This is a genomic window from Dyadobacter sp. CECT 9275 (assembly GCF_907164905.1).
In the GTDB taxonomy this organism is placed as follows: domain Bacteria; phylum Bacteroidota; class Bacteroidia; order Cytophagales; family Spirosomataceae; genus Dyadobacter; species Dyadobacter helix.
Window position 1 is genome coordinate 404309 of the sequence record NZ_CAJRAF010000002.1, and the last position, 22263, is coordinate 426571.

At 43.7% G+C, this 22263-nt stretch carries 21 protein-coding genes; 13 read left to right on the plus strand and 8 right to left on the minus strand.

Annotation, left to right across the window (positions count from 1 at the left end; translation table 11 throughout):
• Window positions 1-138 precede the first annotated feature (138 nt).
• The 9 genes from KOE27_RS09815 to KOE27_RS09855 all read left to right on the plus strand — a co-directional run bounded on the left by KOE27_RS09815 (window position 139) and on the right by KOE27_RS09855 (window position 9970).
• Window positions 139-504, plus strand: a complete 366-nt coding sequence (locus KOE27_RS09815; RefSeq protein ID WP_215238716.1) for a VOC family protein — start codon at window positions 139-141, stop codon at window positions 502-504.
• A 164-nt stretch (window positions 505-668) separates the two neighbouring features.
• Window positions 669-1667, plus strand: a complete 999-nt coding sequence (locus KOE27_RS09820; RefSeq protein ID WP_215238717.1) for a hypothetical protein — start codon at window positions 669-671, stop codon at window positions 1665-1667.
• The gene (locus KOE27_RS09825; protein WP_215238718.1) at window positions 1667-2800 is read left to right on the plus strand and encodes a glycosyltransferase family 4 protein; all 1134 of its coding nucleotides are present in this window, start codon (window positions 1667-1669) and stop codon (window positions 2798-2800) included. Before KOE27_RS09820 ends, KOE27_RS09825 begins: the two co-directional genes overlap by 1 nt.
• 43 nt (window positions 2801-2843) lie before the next feature.
• Window positions 2844-3992 (plus strand): glycosyltransferase, encoded by a 1149-nt coding sequence (locus KOE27_RS09830; protein ID WP_215241564.1) that lies wholly within the window; start codon window positions 2844-2846, stop codon window positions 3990-3992.
• A gap of 62 nt (window positions 3993-4054) precedes the next feature.
• A complete protein-coding gene (locus KOE27_RS09835) occupies window positions 4055-4984 on the plus strand; it encodes a glycosyltransferase family 2 protein (protein WP_215238719.1) in 930 nt (309 codons plus the stop codon).
• A complete protein-coding gene (locus KOE27_RS09840) occupies window positions 4938-5504 on the plus strand; it encodes a WcaF family extracellular polysaccharide biosynthesis acetyltransferase (protein ID WP_215238720.1) in 567 nt (188 codons plus the stop codon). The genes KOE27_RS09835 and KOE27_RS09840 overlap by 47 nt, the downstream gene beginning before the upstream one ends.
• A complete protein-coding gene (locus KOE27_RS09845) occupies window positions 5501-6244 on the plus strand; it encodes a glycosyltransferase family 2 protein (RefSeq protein ID WP_215238721.1) in 744 nt (247 codons plus the stop codon). Before KOE27_RS09840 ends, KOE27_RS09845 begins: the two co-directional genes overlap by 4 nt.
• Window positions 6245-6385: 141 nt before the next feature.
• Entirely contained in the window at window positions 6386-7594 is a 1209-nt protein-coding gene (locus tag KOE27_RS09850) for an MraY family glycosyltransferase (protein WP_215238722.1), read from the plus strand.
• Window positions 7595-7699: 105 nt separating this feature from the next.
• Entirely contained in the window at window positions 7700-9970 is a 2271-nt protein-coding gene (locus KOE27_RS09855) for an NADP-dependent malic enzyme (protein WP_215238723.1), read from the plus strand.
• Between the two features lie 82 nt (window positions 9971-10052).
• Here KOE27_RS09855 and KOE27_RS09860 read toward each other — a convergent pair whose 3' ends face one another.
• A complete protein-coding gene (locus KOE27_RS09860; protein ID WP_215238724.1) occupies window positions 10053-10922 on the minus strand; it encodes an AraC family transcriptional regulator in 870 nt (289 codons plus the stop codon).
• Between the two features lie 246 nt (window positions 10923-11168).
• Here KOE27_RS09860 and KOE27_RS09865 point away from each other — a divergent pair, with 246 nt between their 5' ends.
• Window positions 11169-12278, plus strand: a complete 1110-nt coding sequence (locus KOE27_RS09865; protein WP_215238725.1) for a T9SS type A sorting domain-containing protein — start codon at window positions 11169-11171, stop codon at window positions 12276-12278.
• 120 nt (window positions 12279-12398) lie between these two features.
• On the opposite strand, the gene KOE27_RS09870 is transcribed toward KOE27_RS09865, so the two are convergent.
• Complete coding sequence (locus KOE27_RS09870) at window positions 12399-13298, minus strand: alpha/beta fold hydrolase (protein WP_215238726.1); 900 nt, start codon at window positions 13296-13298, stop codon at window positions 12399-12401.
• A gap of 195 nt (window positions 13299-13493) precedes the next feature.
• Here KOE27_RS09870 and epsC point away from each other — a divergent pair, with 195 nt between their 5' ends.
• Window positions 13494-14321 carry a serine O-acetyltransferase EpsC gene (gene epsC, locus KOE27_RS09875; protein WP_215238727.1) on the plus strand — a complete coding sequence of 276 codons (828 nt, stop codon included), beginning with the start codon at window positions 13494-13496 and terminating at the stop codon, window positions 14319-14321.
• A gap of 5 nt (window positions 14322-14326) precedes the next feature.
• Here epsC and KOE27_RS09880 read toward each other — a convergent pair whose 3' ends face one another.
• The 4 genes from KOE27_RS09880 to KOE27_RS09895 form a co-directional block, all read right to left on the minus strand.
• Entirely contained in the window at window positions 14327-14920 is a 594-nt protein-coding gene (locus KOE27_RS09880) for a TetR/AcrR family transcriptional regulator (RefSeq protein ID WP_215238728.1), read from the minus strand.
• 268 nt (window positions 14921-15188) lie between these two features.
• Window positions 15189-17282, minus strand: coding sequence for a polyphosphate kinase 1 (gene ppk1 / locus KOE27_RS09885; RefSeq protein ID WP_215238729.1), 2094 nt, complete (start codon window positions 17280-17282; stop codon window positions 15189-15191).
• 299 nt (window positions 17283-17581) lie between these two features.
• The gene (gene pyrE, locus KOE27_RS09890) at window positions 17582-18223 is read right to left on the minus strand and encodes an orotate phosphoribosyltransferase (RefSeq protein WP_215238730.1); all 642 of its coding nucleotides are present in this window, start codon (window positions 18221-18223) and stop codon (window positions 17582-17584) included.
• Window position 18224: 1 nt separating this feature from the next.
• Window positions 18225-19526: a hemolysin family protein gene (locus KOE27_RS09895; protein WP_215238731.1), complete on the minus strand. Its 1302-nt coding sequence runs from the start codon at window positions 19524-19526 to the stop codon at window positions 18225-18227.
• A 103-nt stretch (window positions 19527-19629) separates the two neighbouring features.
• Between KOE27_RS09895 and KOE27_RS09900 the strand changes: the two genes are divergently transcribed.
• Window positions 19630-20319, plus strand: coding sequence for an NUDIX hydrolase (locus tag KOE27_RS09900; protein WP_215238732.1), 690 nt, complete (start codon window positions 19630-19632; stop codon window positions 20317-20319).
• Between the two features lie 9 nt (window positions 20320-20328).
• Window positions 20329-20739 carry a DUF983 domain-containing protein gene (locus KOE27_RS09905; RefSeq protein WP_215238733.1) on the plus strand — a complete coding sequence of 137 codons (411 nt, stop codon included), beginning with the start codon at window positions 20329-20331 and terminating at the stop codon, window positions 20737-20739.
• Window positions 20740-20760: 21 nt separating this feature from the next.
• Here the strand turns inward: KOE27_RS09905 and coaD are convergent, their stop codons facing one another.
• Together coaD and KOE27_RS09915 are read right to left on the minus strand one after the other, a co-directional pair.
• A complete protein-coding gene (gene coaD / locus KOE27_RS09910) occupies window positions 20761-21243 on the minus strand; it encodes a pantetheine-phosphate adenylyltransferase (RefSeq protein ID WP_215238734.1) in 483 nt (160 codons plus the stop codon).
• A 102-nt stretch (window positions 21244-21345) separates the two neighbouring features.
• Entirely contained in the window at window positions 21346-22251 is a 906-nt protein-coding gene (locus KOE27_RS09915) for a DUF3822 family protein (protein ID WP_229252725.1), read from the minus strand.
• Window positions 22252-22263: the final 12 nt, after the last annotated feature.

Consider the following 22263-nt stretch of genomic DNA (forward strand, 5'->3'; position numbering starts at 1 on the left):
GATGCTGACGGAACCTCTGAAGGTACTCAGGTATATCGGCGCTGTTCATAAACCAGAATATGACCCATATTTCAGTTGGCAGGACGCGTTGACCAAATTATAGAGTAAATTTGCCGCCAGTTATATTATTGTTAACGTATGAAAATTGATTTTAAGAGGCTTGATCATATCATGCTTTGCATTCCCTTCGGAAAAGAAAATGAAGCCAGAGCATTTTACTCAGGCATACTGGGTCTTGAGGAATTAACGGATCTTGGATACCCCTTGCCCAACGGGGCTATTTGGTTTCAAATGGGAGATATTCAGCTGCATGTACGTGCTGAGGAGTCCTCTGAAATATCTCAGCGCCATCCGGCATTTATTGTAGAAAACCTGGAAACCGCCCGTAAAGTACTGGAAGACAACGGTATCATTATAAAAAATGACAGCCTCATTCCGGACCGTAAGCGTTTTTCATTCAGAGATCCCTTCGGAAACCGGATAGAACTTATTGAAATGTTGTAGGTACCCGCCCCGGATCATTCTTTCAAACAGTTCGCTGTCAGTTTGTTACCTATTCACTTTATTTTAGCCTTAATCCAAATAATAAACCGCAACGAAGAGGTCTGACTTAAATCAAAAAGTAATTCTAAATTTGCAGCCGGATAAGGCCGGGAGGCCTGTGTACTATGCTAAAAATCACCATCAGATTTCTATTCTTCATTCTCATAATTGCCGGAATCACAGAGGTGGTACTGAGGGTTAAGTTTGGCTTTTGCAATTCTCCTCTGTATGTTTCGGATCCCGACTTTGAATATATCTATGCCCCCAATCAGGAAGTGGAGCGTTTCGGGAACGTAGTCCGCACCAACAGTTTATCGATGCGTAATCCCGAACTCACAGATTCCGATACCGTGAATGTCCTGTTAACAGGTGACTCCGTCGTAAACGGTGGAAGCCTGACAGACCAGGACAGTACTGCTTCTGCAATGCTGGAAATAAAACTTAAAAAGTCGTTCGATAAGCGTATCCGCGTGCTCAATATTTCGGCAGGCTCCTGGGGGCCCGACAACGTTGCGGGTTATTTGAAAAAACATGGTGTGTTTAACGCAAAACTGATTTGTCTGGTTACGAGCAGCCATGATGCACACGATATTATGTCACATCAAAGTCCGGTGGGCCTGGACCCCGGCTTTCCCAGCAAGCAGTACTCACTGGCGCTGATTGAGCTATGGGACCGCTATCGTTATCTGTTACTCTTTCATTTACAAGCCCTATTCTTTGCTCCGCAGGATAAAGAGCCGGAGCAAAGTGAAAAAGGTACTCTGAAAAAAGATGCCGTCAAAGAAGCTAAATTGAACGAAGCGGGAATAAGAAAACCGGGTATCGGCTTTAATCCGGGTTATGCGCAGATCGACTCCATTGCACGTGCCAACAACATACCCTTCTTTATTTATCTTCACCCTGAAATTTCTGAAATAGAAATGGGGCATTTCAATGACCAGGGCCAGGAAATCATTGACTTTGCGCAACAGCACAACGTCCGTCTGATCAACGAGTTTGACCTGGGAATCACCAAGCACTATTACAGGGACATGGATGTCGTCCATTTTAATAACCAAGGGCAGAAATTCCTGGCGGCAAACCTCTACCCGTTATTTCTGGAATATCTCAAAAACACTAACTGATGCGTGTACTTGTCATTCACAATCAGCTATGGGCGCATTACAAGTCGAAGCTGTTTGCTGAGATTCATAAAGTCTTTGAAGAAAAATTTCCCGACAGTTCGTTTTTCGTAACGCATATAGCCGACCATGAAGCAAGCCGGGGGGCGATGAAAAATGATGACAGTATCTCTTTCTATCACTATCCTTACCAGGTACTTTTCCATACAAATCTGGAAGCGGTAGGATTCAAAAATCGCCTGGTAGCCCTATTCAGAGCGTTTCACCGGTACAATCCTACGGTTCTTAACGTTACAGGATATTTCGACTGGGCCCAGGTTCTGCTCATGTGTTATGCTCGACTAAAAGGGGTAAAAATTGTCCTTTCAACGGAATCGTCCACTGCTGATCATAACCGGTCCGTCATTAAGGAGATGATTAAAAGCAGGATTGTTGGCCTGGCCCATGCTTGTTTTTGTTTTGGCAGCAGCTCCGCTCAGTACCTGAAAACGCTGGGTGTACCTGACGACCGGATTGCAGTAAAAAATGCAGCGGTTATTGATGAAAGTATCATCAGGACCAGGTTTGACAAAGCTCGGGAGGCAGGAGGCAAGACTGGTAATTCCTTTATATTTGTTGGAAGACTGGCCCTGGAAAAAAATCTTGAAATGCTGATCAATGCTTTCAAAAAGGTGAACCAATCAGCCAAACACTCCTGGAAATTATTGCTGGTAGGCAACGGGCCTGAGGAGGAAAAACTGAGGACTCTGGCGGCGGGAGATCCTCTGATTGAATTTGCCGGAAGCCATGCATGGTATACCGTGCCCGAATTTCTGGCCAAAAGTGATGTACTGATATTACCCAGCAAATCGGAACCATGGGGACTGGTGGTAAACGAAGCAATGGTATGCAGCATGCCGGTGATCGTATCAGAAAAATGCGGCTGCGCACCGGACCTCGTCCGTCAGGGCCAGAACGGCTATCTCTTCCATCCAGATCAGATCGCAGAACTGGAAACTGCCCTGGCCAGTTTCATAAACAATCCAGAGCAAATCGTTGATATGGGTGCAAAGTCAATGGAAATTATAAAGCCATTCTCATCAACAAACGTAGCAGCCGAAATGGTGGCATGCTACGAAAAACTTAATGACAGGTAATTCCCGGGAAACGAGTACCGGCTTATACTATAACCAGATTGCAATGCGGATTTTAAACATATGCGCCTATACCTGGGCTATCGGCGGACCGGCACGTATTATTTATGACCATACACTGGAAGTACTCCGGCAGGGACATGAGGTGGATATTCTGAGCCCTATGACGCCGGGCGAAAAAATGTATACTGTACCCGAAGGTGCCCGCCTCATTGCATGTGCCCGCACAACACCACTCAGCAACTATTACAGAGAGTTTTCAATTCCTATGTACCGGTATCTGAAAGAACATATCAACGAATATGACGTCATTCACATGCATGGGATATGGCATTTTGGTAGCCTGGCCCCCTTTCTCATACCTAATAAGGCAGTTAAAGTAATCACGATCCATGGTTTGCTGGATAAATGGGCCATAGCACACAGCAAGTGGAAAAAGAAACTGGTAACGGTGCTTTACCAAAAAAGGCTGCTGGGAAAGGCCGATCTCATACAGATCAACAATACGGATGAAGAACAGGATGTGATCAGATACCTGGGTTACAGGCCTAAAAATATGGCGATCATACCGAATGGCATGAAGTTATCAGAGTATACCAATCTTCCTGAGAAGGGCTTGTTCAGATCAAAAAATGGTATTGCAGCCAGCAAGCAGATCATCCTTTTCATGGGACGGCTTAATATCAAAAAAGGGCTTGATCTTTTGCTCCCTGCTTTCATGCAGGTACATGCGCAGTTGCCCGACGCACTACTCATACTTGCAGGCCCCGATGATGGCTATCAGGCTGAAACGGAAGAATTTATAAACCGTCATAATCTTGGAGACAGGGTCCGACTGGTCGGGATGCTGACAGATACACTAAAAAAAGAAGCATTGTCGGATGCCGATCTTTTCGTTCTTCCATCCTATTCCGAAGGATTTTCCATAGCCGTACTCGAAGCAATGACAGCCGGAGTACCGGCCTTGGTTTCGGATAGAGTGGGTTTTGGTGATTACATCAAAAAATACCAGGCGGCCTATCTCACCCCGCTTACGGGAGAGGGAGTTGCAGAAGGACTTCTTAAAATATTACAAGACGAAGCATATCGGTCATCTATTTCAAAAAAAGCTTTTGAGATGGTTAAACAAAACTTTGATATTCGTGTCGTTGCAAATCAATTGTTGGAAGAATACAAGAAAGTTAATAAATTGTAACTACATTTGCCTATAACTTTCACTAAAGATCTAAGCATCAATTTCCGATTCTCGCCTCCTGTATGGTTGATTTGTCCGTGATTATATTAACACATAATGAATCGAAGCATATCGAGCGGTGCATACAAAGCCTGAAACTTATCACTGATAAAATTTTTATCGTTGACTCATTTTCATCGGATAACACCGTCCAGTTGGCAGAAGGGCTTGGGGCTGTTGTGATCCAGAATCCATGGGTTTCCTACGCCTTTCAGTTTAATTACGGCATTTCCCACAATCCTTTCCCCACCCAATGGCTGATGCGAATGGATGCGGACGAGTATATCACTCCGGAACTGGCTAACGAACTGAACCAGGTACTTGAATCCACTGCGAGTGATGTTTCCGGCTTTTATGTTAAAAGGCGTGTCATGTTCATGGAAAAATGGATTCGCCGCGGAGGATACTACCCCATCTGGCTGCTCCGAATCTGGCGCAACGGCATGGGCATCTGTGAGGAATTGTGGATGGACGAGCACATTAAACTATCAGGAGGGCACACGGTAAATCTCCTGAATGACATCGTAGATCATAATTTAAACAACCTCACCTGGTGGACCCAAAAGCATAACAATTACGCAATAAGGGAAGTTATTGATTTATTGAATATTAAATATAATTTTGACAATAAGGAAACTGTCAAACCCGCTTTCTGGGGAACACAGGAACAACGAACCAGGTACCTGAAAACTAAATATGCAAGCCTCCCGCTCTTCACACGACCTTTTCTGTATTTTCTGTTCAGGTATTTTATAAAACTTGGATTTCTGGACGGAAAGAAAGGATTGATCTGGCACTTTTTACAGGGGTTCTGGTACCGGTTCCTGGTTGACGCCAAAATCTTCGAAGTATACCTGCGTGCAGGAAAAGAGAAAAACGATATAATTGAGCATTTTAGGACAGAATATGGAAAAAACCTCCAAAGCCCAAACAGATCTGTCCCTGTACAATAACAGCTGGTACAAACCGGGAAGCAAAATAAAAATTTTTTTTTGGTATTTGTTTTCCCGAATTTTCATCAACACCTATCTGCCTGTACCCATGTTTATAAAACGTTGGTTACTAGTACTTTTTGGAGCAAAAATATCGAATAGTGCAGTCATCAAACCTAAGGTTAACATCAAATATCCCTGGTTGCTGGAAGTGGCAGAACATGTGTGGATTGGTGAAAATGTGTGGATTGATAACCTCACTATGGTGACTTTGGAGGCAAATTCGTGTCTATCTCAAGGTTGTCTTTTACTGACGGGGAATCATGATTTTACCAAAATATCTTTTGATCTGATCACCAAGCCGATTGTAGTTAAAACGGGCGCCTGGATAGGAGCCAAAGCCACGGTTTGTCCGGGCGTAACGGTAGGTTCACATGCGGTCCTGACGGTCGGTTCAGTTGCTACGAAAGATTTGTTGCCTTTTGGGATTTATCAGGGAAATCCTGCAGTAATGGTCAAAAACAGAACCCTAACAAGTTGAAAATTAGCATAATTACAGTTGTATACAACGGAGCCAAAACAATCAGAACATGCATTGATTCTGTCCTTAAACAGGATTACCATGACCTGGAATATATCATTATTGATGGAGGTTCCACAGACGGCACGCAGGAAGTAATCAGGAGCTACGGAAGCCGTATTCAAAAATTCGTGAGTGAAAAGGATCATGGCATCTACGATGCCATGAATAAAGGAATAAAAATTGCAACTGGTGAACTGATTGGTATTATTAATGCTGACGATTTTTACGTAACAGAAACCGTACTGACCGAAGCTGCAAATGCCGTGGAGCAATTGAATGCCGATGCCTGTTATGCAGACCTTGAATATGTTGATTCGGAAAACACCGGGCTGGTAAAACGCAAATGGAAATCTGGCTCGTATCAAAAGGGTGCGTTTCTCAATGGCTGGATGCCTCCGCATCCCACCTTTTTTATAAAGAAAAGTTTATACGAAAGATATGGTGTTTTCAGGCTTGATCTCGGAAGTGCCGCCGATTACGAACTGATGCTGAGGATGATCCATAAATATAAAGCCAGCATGGCCTATGTTCCCAAGGTCTGGATCAGGATGAGAACCGGGGGGGTAAGTAACAGTAACTTTAAAAATCGGCTGAAAGCCAACAAAAATGACCGTAAAGCGTGGATTATTAATGATTTAAATCCAAAATTTTATACCTTGTTACTGAAACCGTTAAGAAAGATTTTCCAGTTTTTTTAACCGCAGAAGTAAACGACATACCGTTTAATAATTTTTCACACTATAGCATTTAACATTTCTAAAAAGTTCGGAAAATTCGCCAATTTTGAATGCCGAGCTGTTCCGGAATCCAAACAGATAGATAACAGCTTCATCCCGCACATGAAAACAATACTACCTCTCCAGATTCTTAGTGAAGGCAACTTCAGCACCATCATTCATCACGATATATATCAAAGTATCCTGTCATTTCTCATAGCCTGTTTCCTTTCCATTATATCGATTCCGGTTATTATTAATTTATCCAATCTTCTGAATCTGACCGCAAAACCGGGTTTCAGAAGTTCGCATGAGGCAGAAACACCTACGTTGGGAGGTATCGCTCTGTTTGCAGCTACCTTGATCGCCTATTTTCTCTGGCCTCATTCAGAAAACACACTTGATTCAAATCTGATCAGTTTATCTGTTACGGGGATGATCATTTTGTTCTTCTTGGGAATCAAGGACGACATTCTGGCTGTGGATCCCGCCAAAAAACTGATTATCCAGATCTTTGCATCAATGATACTGGTTGCAATGGGAAATTTCAGAGTGGATAATTTTTACGGCATTTTCGGTATCCACTACGTGCCCGAGTATATCAGCATTCCGCTGACGGTCTTCATTTTTATTGCTATCATCAACGCCATTAACCTTATCGACGGGATTGACGGCCTTGCAGGGGGGATCAGCCTCATCGCAGGGCTTGGGTTCGGTATCTGGTTTCTGCTGAACGACCACTTTTCCTTCGGTTGCCTTGCCTTCTCCATGTCGGGTTCGCTGCTCGGTTTTTTGCGGTTTAACTTTTCTAAAACCAGTAAAATTTTCATGGGAGATACCGGCTCACTGATAGTTGGTTACCTTTTATCTATTTTTGCTGTTGAATTCCTGAATTTAAACGTAGGGTATCTGCACGATTCCAACGCCTACTTCAACGCTCCTATTATTGTGATGGTGCTGTTAATTGTACCCATTTTTGATACACTGAGAGTATTTATCGTTCGTATTATCAAAGGTGGCTCACCATTTGTAGCAGACAGGAACCACATGCATCACATCCTGATCGACAATGGCCTTAATCACTTCTGGGCTTCATTTACCCTCTGGATGGTTACCATCCTGAACACAGGCTTGTTTTTTGTCTTTCACGGCGATATCACCAATACTGCTTCACTCTACATATACATCGCGATGTTTGGCATGTATATGGTTTTTGCTTATTTCATGAAAAAAAGAGTACTGACAGTAAAAAAGAAAAAAAAGATGGTGAAAAGTCCCTCTTTCAAAGACGGGGAAATCAGCTCTACCAAAAAGATTTTTAGGGACTTATAAAAGCCTATTCTCGCCTTATTTTAAAATCAGAGGGAATATAAATTTGATTTTATTTGCGTTGTAATGAATGTTTGTACCTTAGCATGAAATAATTCCTAAGCAGGTATGAACAAGAAAATCAGAAAAGAAGACGCTCTATACTATCACTCAAAAGGCCGGCCCGGGAAAATCCAGGTTCTCCCAACCAAAGAAACCAATACCCAGCGCGACCTTTCCTTAGCCTATTCTCCAGGCGTTGCAGAACCTTGCCTCGAAATTGCTGAAAATGTTGAAAATGCCTATCTGTATACCGCTAAGGGCAATCTGGTGGCGGTAATCAGCAATGGTACTGCTGTGCTTGGATTAGGCGATATAGGGCCAGAAGCGGGTAAACCTGTGATGGAAGGCAAAGGGTTGTTATTTAAGATTTATTCGGATATAGATGTTTTTGATCTTGAACTAAACACCAAGGATGTAGATGAGTTTGTAAGGACCGTCAAGATTCTTGAACCCACCTTCGGCGGTGTTAACCTGGAAGACATCAAGGCACCCGAATGCTTTGAGATTGAGGCCAGGCTGAAAAAAGAGCTAAGCATTCCCGTCATGCATGACGATCAGCATGGTACAGCCATTATCAGTGCAGCCGCTATGCTCAATGCTTTGGTTTTGGTAAAAAAGGATATCAAAGATATCCGGGTGGTTGTTTCCGGCGCAGGTGCCTCCGCTGTTTCCTGCACCAAACTCTATATGTCTCTGGGTGTGGATCCTCAGAAAGTGGCTATGTTTGATACCAAAGGCCATATTCATAACGGTCGTACAGACCTTAATGATATGAAACGGCAGTTTGCCACAGACCAGGCATATGCATCACTGGAGGAAGCCATGGTAGGGGCGGATATTTTCCTGGGGCTTTCCACAGCAGATATCGTGTCCAGGGAAATGGTAAAATCCATGGCAAAGGACCCTATCGTACTGGCCATGGCCAACCCAAATCCTGAGATCCCCTATCCGGATGCCGTGGAAGCCCGTGCAGATGTCATCATGGCAACAGGGCGTTCGGACTATCCCAATCAGGTGAACAACGTATTGGGTTTTCCCTACATCTTCCGTGGCGCATTGGACGTGAGGGCTACTGAAATCAATGAGGAAATGAAACTGGCGGCTGTTTTTGCCCTGGCCGAACTTGCCCAAAAACCGGTTCCTGACATCGTTAACCTGGCTTACAACGAGACCAACATTGTTTTTGGGAAAAATTATATTATCCCCAAGCCTGTTGATCCCCGCCTGCTTACCACCGTTGCACCTGCCGTTGCCAAAGCAGCTATTGCTACAGGCGTAGCCCGTAAGATTATTACGGATTGGGAAGCCTACGAGCAGGAACTTTCTACACGCCTGGGCCGCAATGAGCAGCTAACCAAAGTTATTCTCAATAAAGCTAAGCTGGCTCCAAAACGCGTTGTGTTTGCGGATGCTGAAAATCTTCAGGTACTTAAAGCCGCCCAGCAAGTAAGGGACGAGGGGATCGCCTACCCAATACTACTTGGCAACCGGGATACGATACAATCCCTGATACGGGAAAGCAATCTTGATCTGGGTGATGTGGCGATCGTGGATCCACGCGCCGAGGAAAACGAAGCGATGATTGAACTTTATGCTTCCAAACTTTACGAAAAGAGAAAACGTAAAGGGCTTACACCAATAGAAGCCAGAAGGACTGTATATTTCAAAAGCTATTTTGGCTCCATGATGGTCGACAATGGTGAGGCTGATGCATTTATCTCAGGGCTTACACGTACTTATCCGGACACCATCCGTCCTGCACTTCATGTGATTGGGAAGCAGGACGATGTTAATAAGGTGGCGGGGATGTATATCTTACTTACCCCTAAAGGACCTCTTTTCTTCTCAGATACGACAGTCAACCTGGATCCCACTGTTGAAGAAATTGTCGAAATCACAGAATTGACAGCGCGGACCATTGAGCGTTTTAATATTCAGCCACGCATAGCGCTGGTAACTTACGCCAACTATGGCAGTGCCGATGGAAAAGATGCCGAAAAGATGAGGCAAGCCACCTTGATCTTGAAAAGAAGGAATCCAGGAATGATCGTCGAGGGCGAAATGCAGGCCCACCTCGCATTTAATACTGAATTGCTGAAACAGAACCATCCGTTCAGCGATTTGGTAGAGGGTGGTGCCAATACACTGATTTTCCCCAACTTATCGGCCAGCAACATTGCCTATAACCTGCTTAAACAGGTAGCTGAACTGGAAACCGTCGGCCCCATACTACTGGGAATGAAAAAACCAGTGCACGTATTACAGCTGGGAAGTTCGGTGCGTGAAATTGTAAATATGGTAGCCATTGCGGTGGTGGAAGCGCAGCTGAAAGGTTAGTCAAACCGAATGATACCTCTTCAATATGCTTTGGGGAGGTATCTTTTTCACATACTTGACGTTATACTCTTTCCAGAATCAGTCATCGGACAGCTAATGTTTTCTGACGAAATTCCTGCGGAGTATCGGAAGTATGTTTCCTGAAAAACTTCACGAAATATGATGGATCTTCAAAACCAAGGCGGTACCCTATCTCCTTCACATTGAGGTCTGTATGAATCAAAAGACGACGTGCCTCAGTCACCCGTCGTTCGTACAGGAGCTGGCTTGCCGTTTTCCCCAGCACAATCTTGCAGATATGATTCAGATGATTCGGGCTGATATGTAACATGGAGGCGTAAACTCCCAGATCTCTGATGTCAAGAAAATGTTTTTCAATTAATTCTTCGAATAAACGGATCCGTTCATAATAATGCTTGTCTTCGACGGTCAGCTTGTCGGTATAAAGCCGGTTTGCCGATTCAAGAATGATGTGCAGATAAGATAGAAAAACTTCCAGCCGGTTTATTTTCCCCGATTTATATTCCTGATAAGCATTGTAAAAAAGATTGGTGAAAAGACTTTTTTCAAAATCCGTTTCCAATATAGGCTTATGCTGGTGGGAGTGAAAAAAAGGATACTGATATAACCTCCCCGGGAAACGCGACTGAAAAAAGTCAGCCTCAAAGTATAAATTAAAGCCCTCCATATCTGCCGAAAGCTCCCAGCTATGTACCTGTCCGGGTGTTAAAAAATAGAGCTGATGCGGTTTGACATCGTATGATTTAAAATCGATCGTGTGGGTACCGGTACCTTTTGTGATCCACATCACCAGATAAAATGAATGAGAATGTGAATTGTTAATACCTTTAAAATCTTTCACTAGCCTTTCCAGCCTTGTCATGTAAAACAACGCCCTTGGTTCGTCCCGGGAGAAAGCTTTCAGATCGTATCTGGGGAAATCTTTTTTCATATTATGTGTTCAACTGATTAGGAGCGGCCAGTTTATAGGGTAGTCAATGAAAGTAAAAAGTGCCGCCAACCTTGTTTCGGCGGCTAATCCGCGCGGATACCAAGGATAATTTTAAGCGTTACCACTGATTTTTAACGGCTAAAATATTTCTTACCTCAGATCCCGTCACAATGATACAAAATAAGGTATCAAACTCGTTTAATTACTAAGTAATACCCAAGTAACCTTACCGTAGCACTTTTCTGTATGAGAGTTTTATATACATTCTTTGTTTTCCTTTTCCTTTCGTCATCTGTTTCCCTGGCTACCCACCTGATGGGCGGAGAAATAAGGGCTACGCATATTTCCGGCCAGACTTACAAGATTTCTGTCCAGCTCTATCTTGACGCCGCAAATGCCACATCTGCAACCAACGCGCAAAACAGTGTTACGGTTTGCTTCGGAGATGGTACCGTCAGTGACTTGGGTATGGTGTCAAGCAATATGGTACCCGAAAACAATGATATTGTGGCCAAAGTATATGAAGGTAACCATACTTACGCATCATCTGGTACGTTTCAGATTTCGGTCTCGGAAAATAACCGCAGCGCCAATATCCTGAATTTCCCCAATAGCGTGTTAACGCCGATGTTTATCTGGACCGTTATCAATACCCAGCAAGCCAATTCCACTCCCGACTTCCCAAATCTCAGCTTCACAGCCGGTATTCGCCAGGTTTTTACGGTTAACCTTAAACCAAAATCAACCGATTCTGACAGCATTTCCTATAAAATAGTAAAGGTTAGCATTCCCTCGCCTGGTACCTGTGGCGTCCGAATGACTTCGCATGACTACCTGTACCCCAACGATGTATCCAAAAGCGGGACCTTCAAAATTGACCAAATCAATAAAACACTCTCGTGGAATGCCCCTGAATTGGCCGGAAATTATCTGTTTGCTGTCCTGGCTTACGAATGGCGGGACGGTGTCACTATTTCTGAAACCTATCGGGAGGGGGTAATCAGGGTAACTGATAAGCCGGGTGAAACAGTAACTGTTCCTCCCTACCAGCCGGCAGAAAATCCTGGTGTGATTACCGGCGCCCCTGATTTTGATCATTCAGGAATTGCCATTGCCGTGGAAGCGTATCCCATTCCTACCCAGGACTATCTGACCGTGACGGTTTATAACAAGATAAAATCGAAGGTGAATATTCAGATCATTGACATTAATGGCAGGGTAATTAACGAGCTGCAGACCTCTTCTCCTGAAATTACAGTTCAGCAACAGTTTGATTTACGCAAGTATGTCCCTGGCCTGTACATTGTTAGAGCATCCAACGGAAACCAGTCGGCCACAAAAAAAATAGTCCGGTAGTATCTGGGGATTTCCCGAGCCAGATATTTTTAAACAAACCTTATGGATTTGGAAGAAGTGACCACTTCCAGAAAAGAAATGTGTCCGGATATCAGAAGACCAGCCAGGTACTACACACAACTAGTTTCCGCCACCCAGCACATCACTATTCACCGAGCTAATCCTGTCCTGAAACAAGGCATTCTTCATCAGCATTTCTTTAATCATGCCCAAATGAGAAAAAGTGATCATGTGCCCAGCTTTATCAAGAAAAATATATTGAGCGCGTTTGCTTCCAATATGCTTTTTGGCAAACTCGATATTCGATGGATCAGCAATCCAGTCGTTCCCACCCTGGATTACCGTGGTCCTTACTTTCAGATTATGCCATATCGGCAGTAGCTTTTTGAGTTCTTCGGAATGACTGTATTTTTCTGCTGTAGCTGCATTAAACTCCTCTGGAAGAAACCATTGGACTATTGACATCCTCCCCCATCTTGAAAACCAGTAGAACTTTTCGGTATCAGGGTCTATCACAGGAGATACCATGATCAGCTCTTTCACTTTATCAGGGACGAGCGAAACCAGACGGGCCGCAATAGGAGCGCCGTAAGATCTGCCCAGAACGGTGACCTTCTCCGAAGAATGGTTCAGAGATAAAACAGGAAGCAGCGAATGGGCATGGGTATCTATTGACGTAACGTAACGCCTTTTTTTCAGCCTTGATTTTCCATACCCAATCCGGTCAACAGAAACAATATGAAAACGATGACTGAGTTCCGGATCATCCATCATATTCATGTATCCCCATCTGGAACCCGGTGCACCATGGATAAGTAACAGCATCGGGAGAGTATCCGCGCCAACACTTGCCACGCAAAGAGTCAATGTATCATTTTTGATCATTCTCATTTCCGGCTTTCTGTCACGGTGCGCATAGTGCCTCCTCACCTCCTTTTCGGTAACAATGTACCTTCCAAAACAGGACGAAAGCATTAGCGGCAATACGACGGTTATCAAAACGATCTTAATCCTGCTCATGTCAACAACATCTATTTTGTGATCAGTTAATTCTCAGCCAATAACCTTATAACCTCAATTTACAATATATTATTATGGTTTTGACCGCAAGGAAAAGTATTTTTGACAATAATTACAAAAAGTTAACATTTCCGTACGTTAATTTGTTAGCTTATTAAGTGCCTGTAAATACCTACGAAAAATTATCGATATTCGATGACAGCCAACCACCAGGAAGTTTTTCTGCAGAACCTTGCTTTACAAAACGAAACTTACAAATACCGGTTACCGTCCCGACATGACGCCGGGAAGTTTATCCAGAGCCTGATAAATTTCTTATTTCCTATAAGCCAGGACTGCACGCAAAGTGATACGCGAACGGACATTAAAGCTGCGTATGAAGGCATCCGTATGAAACTGGATTGCCTCATTACTCCCCTGGCACCTCAATTAGAAAGAAGTAAGGAAGAAATACTCGACGATATTTTTAATGAAATTCCCGGTATCTATTACAAATTACTGGGAGATGCCAAATCCATTACGGACAATGATCCTGCCTCGGTAAGTATTGAGGAGGTGATATCAGTATATCCTGGATTCATGGCAATTGCCACTTATCGGTTTGCACATTGTTTCGCAAAAAAAGGTATCCCTTTGATACCCAGAATGCTAACAGAATTTGCACACAGCCAGACGGGTATCGACATTCACCCCAATGCGGTTATAGGTGATGCTTTTTTTATCGACCATGGCACCGGAATCGTGATCGGCGAAACCACCAACATAGGCAATAATGTAAAGGTATATCAGGGTGTAACCCTGGGTGCAACGCATGTTTCAAAATCGATGGCCCTGAAAAAAAGGCATCCCACGATAGAGGACAATGTGGTTATATATGCCAACTCAACAATCCTAGGTGGAGAAACGGTCATTGGCCACGACTCTATTATCGGTGGTAATGCCTGGATTGTCAGAAGTGTACCTCCCTATTCCATGGTTTATCACCAAAGCAAAGTGGAGGTACGGCCACATACTGTAGTGTAGTTTTCTTACATAATACTTCTGATAAAGCGCCTCACGCCCTCCATGTAAACAGGTTCGGCCTGAGCAAAAGCATGCAATGGCTGTGTGGTCATGGTAATGGAGATAAACCCATAGGTAAGGCACCACCACTCATAATAAGTTTTGGTAACCGCTTCGCCAGATTTAGGACGAAGCATGGCAATCATTTCCCAAACTGGATTTCCCTTGATACTCATTACCTGTGAGTAAACCTTTTTTGAATCACAAAAAGCACCCTCCAGGTTAAACATAACCTGGAATACTTCGGGATTGGTAACCGAAAAGTTCCAAATACACTGAGCAACCTCAACAAGCTGCTTCTGTGGATTACTGAAATGCGTTTTTATCTTTAAAAATTCCGCCTGCAGAAAATCAAATCCTTCCATGCGGATCGCTTCCAGTAATTTATCTTTGCTCTCGAAATATTCATACAGAATCGGGGGGCTGTATTCGATCACCTCCGCAATTTTCCTAATAGAAACAGCTGTCCAACCATCCTCACGCGCAATCTCCTTAGCTGTTTTCACGATATCAGAGCGTACCTGAATTCTCAGCCGCTCTCTTCGCTCTACTATTCCCATACTTAGTTTTTTCTTTATTGGGTGAGATACAGTTATATACTTCAAATATAATCAGATACTTCCGACATCTCAAGGCCAAATACGGCTCTGAGTAAAAAATTTAGCGCTTTCTTGCCTCATAAGCCCCTAAGGCCAAAAAATATCCTTTTTTTTAACAGCGGCAAGGCGGATGGTTTTTATATATTTTTTTAATCATCGCTACCGAATTCCTTTTACATTAACTTCGTACATATCACGACCCACACTCATTTGTATTTGTAGAAGTATTTTAATCATTTTTCTTTGCAAGCACCCCTCGCTCCCATTTTTCCACCAAGCGATAATTCGCATCCTGCGCACGTAATTTTGGGCGGCCGTCGTCAGATATCCGCAGATTATTCTGGTAAAGATCCAGCCGAACGGACTTCTGGTTATCGTTCATATAATTCCGCAATACCTGTTTCATCTGATTCCTCAGGTTCTCGTCCAGTATAGGGAAACAGATGTCAATCCGGCGATGCAGGTTGCGGAAAGTCCAGTCACAGGAAGACAGATAAATTTCGTCATTTCCCCGATTACAGAAGTGGAAAATTCTCGTATTCTCAATGTATCTGTCGATGTGGCGACTTACAATAATGTTGTCACTGATCGACGGCAGACCTGAAATAATACTACTACTTTCGCTGACGATCACATGAACGGGAACACCCGCCTGCCCGGCCTGATATAATTTATCGATCAGGATGCGGTCCTGAAGCTGGTTTATTTTGATAGTAATAAATGATTTGAGCCCGGCGTTACAATTCACGATCTCCCGGTCTATCAGATCCAGCAACCTTTTCTGTAAATTGAATTGCGTAACACTCAAGGTATTGAATGGCAGATACTTGTATTTTTTTGGTTCATCCTGGGTAAACAGGTATCCGAATAAAAGTTCAATCTCATTGGTCAGGTCCCGGTTAGAGGTCAACAGCGCATGGTCCACAATCTCACGGGTTGTAAGGCGGTGAAATCCGCCAGTCCCCATAAAAGCATATCTTTCCCACCCCTTCTGCCCTCGCCTTTTTACCAAAGCCATTTTTGCATGTACCTTTAATCCCGGCGTGTTTAGAATAATCTTTACACCGGCATCCCTCATCTTGCGTGACCAATGCAAATTTTCCTGAATGTCCAGCTTAGTGTTGAGTTCTACGTAAGTTAATACGCGTTTCCCGTTTCTTGCCGCACTGATGAGGGAATTGAGAATGAAAGAGCCCGGACTTATTTTATACAGGGAAACATGAATTTCCCGGACCAAGGGGTCCACTGCCGCTTCATTAAAAAAACGTATGATCGGCTCATAACTATGATATGGCAGATGTAACAGTTGGTCGTTTTGCTGAATAACATCAAAAATCGAGACCCTGTCTTCAAAACCGGAGGTTGGCACAGGCCGTTGCACAGGATACTCCATTTTCCTGAAAAGGGATGGAAATTTGATGAGATCCTGCATTAAAATATAGTTCCCCTGTTCATGGAATTCATTCAGGAAAATCCCGGCTTTTGATACCAGGTATTCCCGCATCTGAAGGGGCATACCACTTTCAAAAAAATACTGAAACGGCTGTATAAAATTGCGTTTATCAAGCTGTTTCACAATCCGTTGCGCCATTGATGCCGGGTATTCATCTTCAAAATTCAGCTCTGTTTCTTTCTCGGCAATCAGCGCGTAACAGTCAAGTATTTCGTAACCGGGAAATAAAAGGTTCAGATTTTCTCGGAGCAGATCTTCCAGAAAAATCAACTGTCTTCTACCATCCAGTTCAGGTAATTCTATAAATCTTCCGAAAACATCTGTTGGAGTATTGACAGTTGCGTACAAATCGTCCTGCTCCATGGCTCTCCGCAGCCTAAGCACAAGATACAACCTCCTCGGCTCGAACACTGTTGTTTTGGAACTTCTGCGGGTATCCAGAAATACCGGCTGCAGGAACCTGAACAGCTTTTCAATGAAAAAAGTCCGGCAAAAATCGAGATGTTCATTGGCAATGGATTCCTGATAGTATAAATGAACGCCTTGCCCAAGCAATGCCGGTAAGATGTTTGCTGTCAGTATCTCGTTAAATTCACGCTGCTGGTTTTCAACCGTCTCATGGACGTGCTCCAGCAGGGACTGGGGAAAAATATTCAGCTTGGACCTGATGTCATTACTTACCTCGCACATGCCCAGCAGGCTGGGAATGCGTACCCTGAAAAACTCCTTTGTCTGATAAGAATAGTGGCCAAGAAAACGCAGCCTCTCCCGTACCGGCACGTTTTCATCCCTGGCTTCCAGTAACAATCGGTAATTGTTGGAAAGCCAGCTTAAATTTATGTCAAAATAGGGATAAGCAACATCAATCATTCAAAGTAGTGAGTCTGGATCAATTTTAACACAATATATATACAATTGACGGCTAGAAACATAAATCTGTTCCAAAAAAAATGCAACCTGCTTTTGCTGTTACCACATGCCGGATAAAAGCACAAAAGCAACGTAACTATATCACCAAAAGGCACATAGCGTATACTATCGAAAGTAGGAAGGGTCGGGTATACTGTACGAAGAAGAGTGTGCCCATCCTGGTTCCAGGATGAGCTTTTTTAGTAAAATAACATCTGCCCGATAATGGTGAGATGCCTATGGGTAAAGTTTCAAAGGCGCTATTTCCCCCACTTGTCAGGAGCAAGCCGCCACTCTGAAAGGCTCTTTACCTGATTTTCTGTAACGTAGTTATGCTCAACCGCTGCCTGAATAAGCGCGTTATAATGGCTTATGGTTTGCAGTTTCACTCCTTTCTCAGCGAAATTCTGCGAAGCGGTTTCAAAGCCATAAGTAAAAATAGCTACCATTCCGGCAACTTCGATGCCCGCGGCTCTCAACACATCCACTACTTTTAAGGAACTTCCGCCCGTAGAAATAAGATCTTCCAGAATCACTACTGACTGTCCTTTCTCAAGGCGCCCCTCAATTTGGTTACCCATGCCATGTTTTTTTGGCTCAGGCCTTACATAGGCGAAAGGCAACTCAAGACAATCCGCCACCAGGGCCCCCTGGGCTATCCCTCCAGTAGCTACGCCCACAACGGCGTTAACATCCGGATACTCGTCCCGGATCAGATCTGCCAGTGTTTTCTTTATAAAAGTTCGGGTATCAGGATAGGATAAGGCCACTCGGTTATCACAATAAATGGGTGAAAGCCATCCCGAGCTCCATTGGAAAGGTTTGTCGGGGCTAAGTTTGATAGCCTCAGCCTCAAGTAGCAGTTCCGCAATTCTCTTTGAAATATTGGTGTCGTTTGACATACTAATCTTCGGAATCTTCTTTTTTATTATTTGTGATTAATAATTTATCAATTCTGCTTCGGTCCATATCTACTACTTCAAAATCAAAATACTTCCAGGTGAACTTCTCTCCCACCCTGGGAATATTCTCCAGAATATGCAGAACAAACCCACCTAGAGTATTAAAACCCACCAGCTCGCGGCGTTCTGCCTCCTGCATATTGATATGGAAATGCTGCATAAAATCATCAAAAGGTAGCTGAGCATCTATCAGATAGGTTCCATCCTCCCTTTTCACGATTTCGGTACCGTCTTCCTGGTCCTCCGAAATATCGCCTACCAGGGCATCCATAATATCATGCATGGTTACTACCCCAAGCAGGCCACCGTATTCGTCCACAATGATACCAAAATAAACCCGCTGCTCCTTGAATTTTTCGAGTGCCTGATAAGCTCTGTTGCTTTCCGGTAAAAATACAGGGTCACGTACAATACCCTCCAGATCCGCCAGTTGCTCTTCTATATCAGTGGCAATAAGGTCTTTAACATACACAAGGCCCACAATTTCATCAACGGAACCTTTACAAACGGGATAAATGGAGTGTTTCGACTCAAAAATCTTTTCCTTATTTTCCTGGACCGAATCCTCAGTGTCAAGCCATACAATCTCCTGACGGTTGGTCATCAGGGAAGTCACCTTCCGGTCGCCGAGCTGAAAAACGTTGTGCACAATTTCTTGCTCAATCTCTTCGAAAACCCCGCCTGTGGTTCCCTCCTGTATCAGGCTTTTGATTTCTTCTTCGGTAACCGAGCTTTCCGTATGCCGGATATTTAACAAACGGATGATCACATCGCTTGAAAAACTCAGTAATGCGATAAAAGGAGCCGTAAGGAGGGATAACAAATTCATAGGCCTGGCCATGAATTTGGAAATAGCCTCAGGATTTGCCATGCCAATACGCTTCGGAACGAGTTCTCCCAAAACAAGCGACAGATAGGTAATCAGTACCAGTACGGACCCTACCGCTATGGTATGGCTATACGGTCTGACCAGATCAACGCGGGCAATGAAGGCTTCAAAATCAGCAGTAATGTTGTCACCGCTGTACATACCGGTCAGAAGGCCAATCAAAGTAATACCGATCTGTACAGTAGAAAGAAACCGGTTAGGTGAATTGGCGAGGTGAAGAGCTGCCTTTGCCGACGAGTCACCATTTTTCGCGGCAGCTTCCAGTCGTGATTTCCGGGAGGATACCAGTGCGATCTCAGACATGGAAAATATACCATTGAGAAGCACTAAAAATAGAATAATAAGGAGTTCCAAGAATGTTTAATTTATTCCAGGCACAAATTTATCAATAATAATCGCTGTCTTAACTAAACTCTTTACTTAATTTTGCTGCCAAGTTAACCGTACCATCTTTACAATGATCATTTTTTTTGACGACCGGCCCTTTAAAATTGTACGGACTAGCCGCATTGCAGCGGAAGAAACTTCACATTTTGACCATATCGTTGATCTCAGGCTTGCCAAACTTACCAAAAGTATGTTTGAGGGGCACGTGCTGTTTTTAAATGCTACCGGAGCATCAGCCGTGCAGGCTATCCAGATACTTGAGAAGGAAATTCCGTTGGGCCTGCTGTCTGTGACGCTGGCTACAAAGGTGAAGCCGGAAGTTGAAGAGAAAGTGAAAAATATTTACAAAGTTATCAAAGCTTCCGGTGGTGTGGTGATCAAGGATGGTAAGTGGCTGTTTATGCTGAGGCGGAAAAAGTGGGATTTGCCCAAAGGTAAGCTGGATAAAGGTGAAAACTCACGGGATGCCGCTATTCGGGAAATAGAGGAAGAGACGGGGGTAAAAGCCACCATCCGGGAGAAAATCTGTACCACCTGGCATACTTATACGCTGAATAACAGCCGCATACTCAAAAGAACCAAATGGTATGTACTGGATTGTCTGGACGACTCAGGTATGAAACCACAGGCTGAGGAGCAGATAGAAAAACTGGAATGGTATTCTCAAACAGATGCCAAATCCATTCTGATCAACTCATACAGCTCCATCAGATATGTGGTAGATACCCTTGCGAACATGAAGGATTTCCAGAAAAAGTAAGTTTGCAATATGTTCAAAGGAAGCAAAATATACAGCATTTTAGCCAATCGCTGTCCGAAATGCCATCAGGGAAGTTTCTTCAAAACAAATAATCCTTATGATCTGAAAAATTTTGACAAGGTTCACGACAAATGTGAATTTTGTCAGGAATCATTTACGCGTGAGCCCGGTTTTTACATAGGCTCCATGTATGTTAGTTATGCGCTGTCTGTAGCGTTGATGGTTGTCTTCTTCCTGGGTTTCGTTATTATTCTTGATTTTAATATGGAAACCGTCCTGATATCCCTCCTGATTTCCTATGTGCTGCTGATTCCGGTATGGTTCAGGCTGGCTCGCCTGATCTGGATCAATATCTTCGTAAAGTACGACAGGCAAAAAGCATCAGACGCATCTGCCAGAAAAAGAAGTATGCAGGGGTAAGCTCCTGCAACACATCAGGTATTATTCCTCCTGAAAAAGTCTGTTCAGTTCTTTCAGAGAGTAAGGAAGAAAGTCGTCAACTCCTTGCCCGTAACGGTGCAAATCTCTGATGATACTGGAACTGATGGGGGCCAGATGTGGCGAAGTAATCAAAAATACTGTTTCTATTTCTTCGTAGATGTACCTGTTGACTTGGGAAATACCATTTTCATACTCAAAATCAGTCGTATTTCTCAGTCCCCTGAGCAAAAATCTAGCTCCAAGCTCTCGGGCCGTATGAGCTGTCAAATCATCATAGGTAACTACCTTCAGATTCGGCTGATCAGCAAAGGTTCTTTCGATCAGCTCCTTCATCACATCCAGAGGAAAGTACCGCTTCTTTGTTGCATTATTTCCGATACCAATCACCACTTCATCAAATAACCTGAGGCCACGCAGCACAATGTCCTCGTGCCCCTTGGTGAAAGGATCAAAAGACCCGGGAAATAATGCTATTCTTTTCATAAGCGATGGTCAGTGTGGCCAGGACATACGCCCTGTTTTTACAAAATTACATTCCCTGAAAGTCGTATTAATGATGTATTTGTTAATTCTGACACGCTACCATCAGGAAGAGACCAGGTAGGTATTGAACAAGCCAAAATATCGGTGCCCCGGAATATCTCCGCAGTGTTTATTGTATTTAAGAGTTGTGGGTCCATTACCAATCAGCAGATTGGGAAAAAACCTTGAAAGTTCCTCAAAGGTATCAGCCCCTGCAGATACCTCCCCATAACATAAAACTTTGATCTCTTCCGCAAGAAAATTGAGCTGGCTAAGGGCAAACAGGATAATATAGGCCAGCTCCGAAGGCTGAGAAAACCGGAACCGGTTACATAACACCAGTTGCTCGCTTTCGGTGATGATCAGAGTAAAAAAGTCTTTTTCAAAATAAACGGAGGCAATCCTGAGTTCTTGCTGTTCGGCATGGCTCACCAAGGCTCCTATTATGAGCGGACTTGTAATATGGTAAAATGTAATGTGAGAAGAACCAAAATGATTGATCATCCATTCATACCAAAGCACTGGAATACTGAAAACATTACTCGCATGTACAAGCGGCACTTCATGGTACAGCACTTTTTCATCGGCCGGAACGGCATTCCCCATAGCAAACGACAGATAGCTGCCGATCACCTTTTCGTCAAAAACTAGGGTAGGAATCAGGCTGAATGCATGAGAATTAATTGAAATTCGAACGTTCTTCCAGGAATTAGAAGACCATAACAGATGCCCTGTGAATATTTTTTTTAGCCTGTCAAAAACATCATCCTTGCTCAGCACGGTGTCAAAACCGTAATCTTCCAGCCACACGCATTCCATATTTTCATCACGAACAATACAGAACCGGATCCTTCGCTCGTCTACCTCCACACACAAAGTACAAAACGGGATCGCCTCCGTATCAAAGGAAGTGTCTCCCGCCAGCAGGCTGGGGATAATTTCGATTACCTGGTTTTCGGAGTGTGCCACGGAATATGCTCT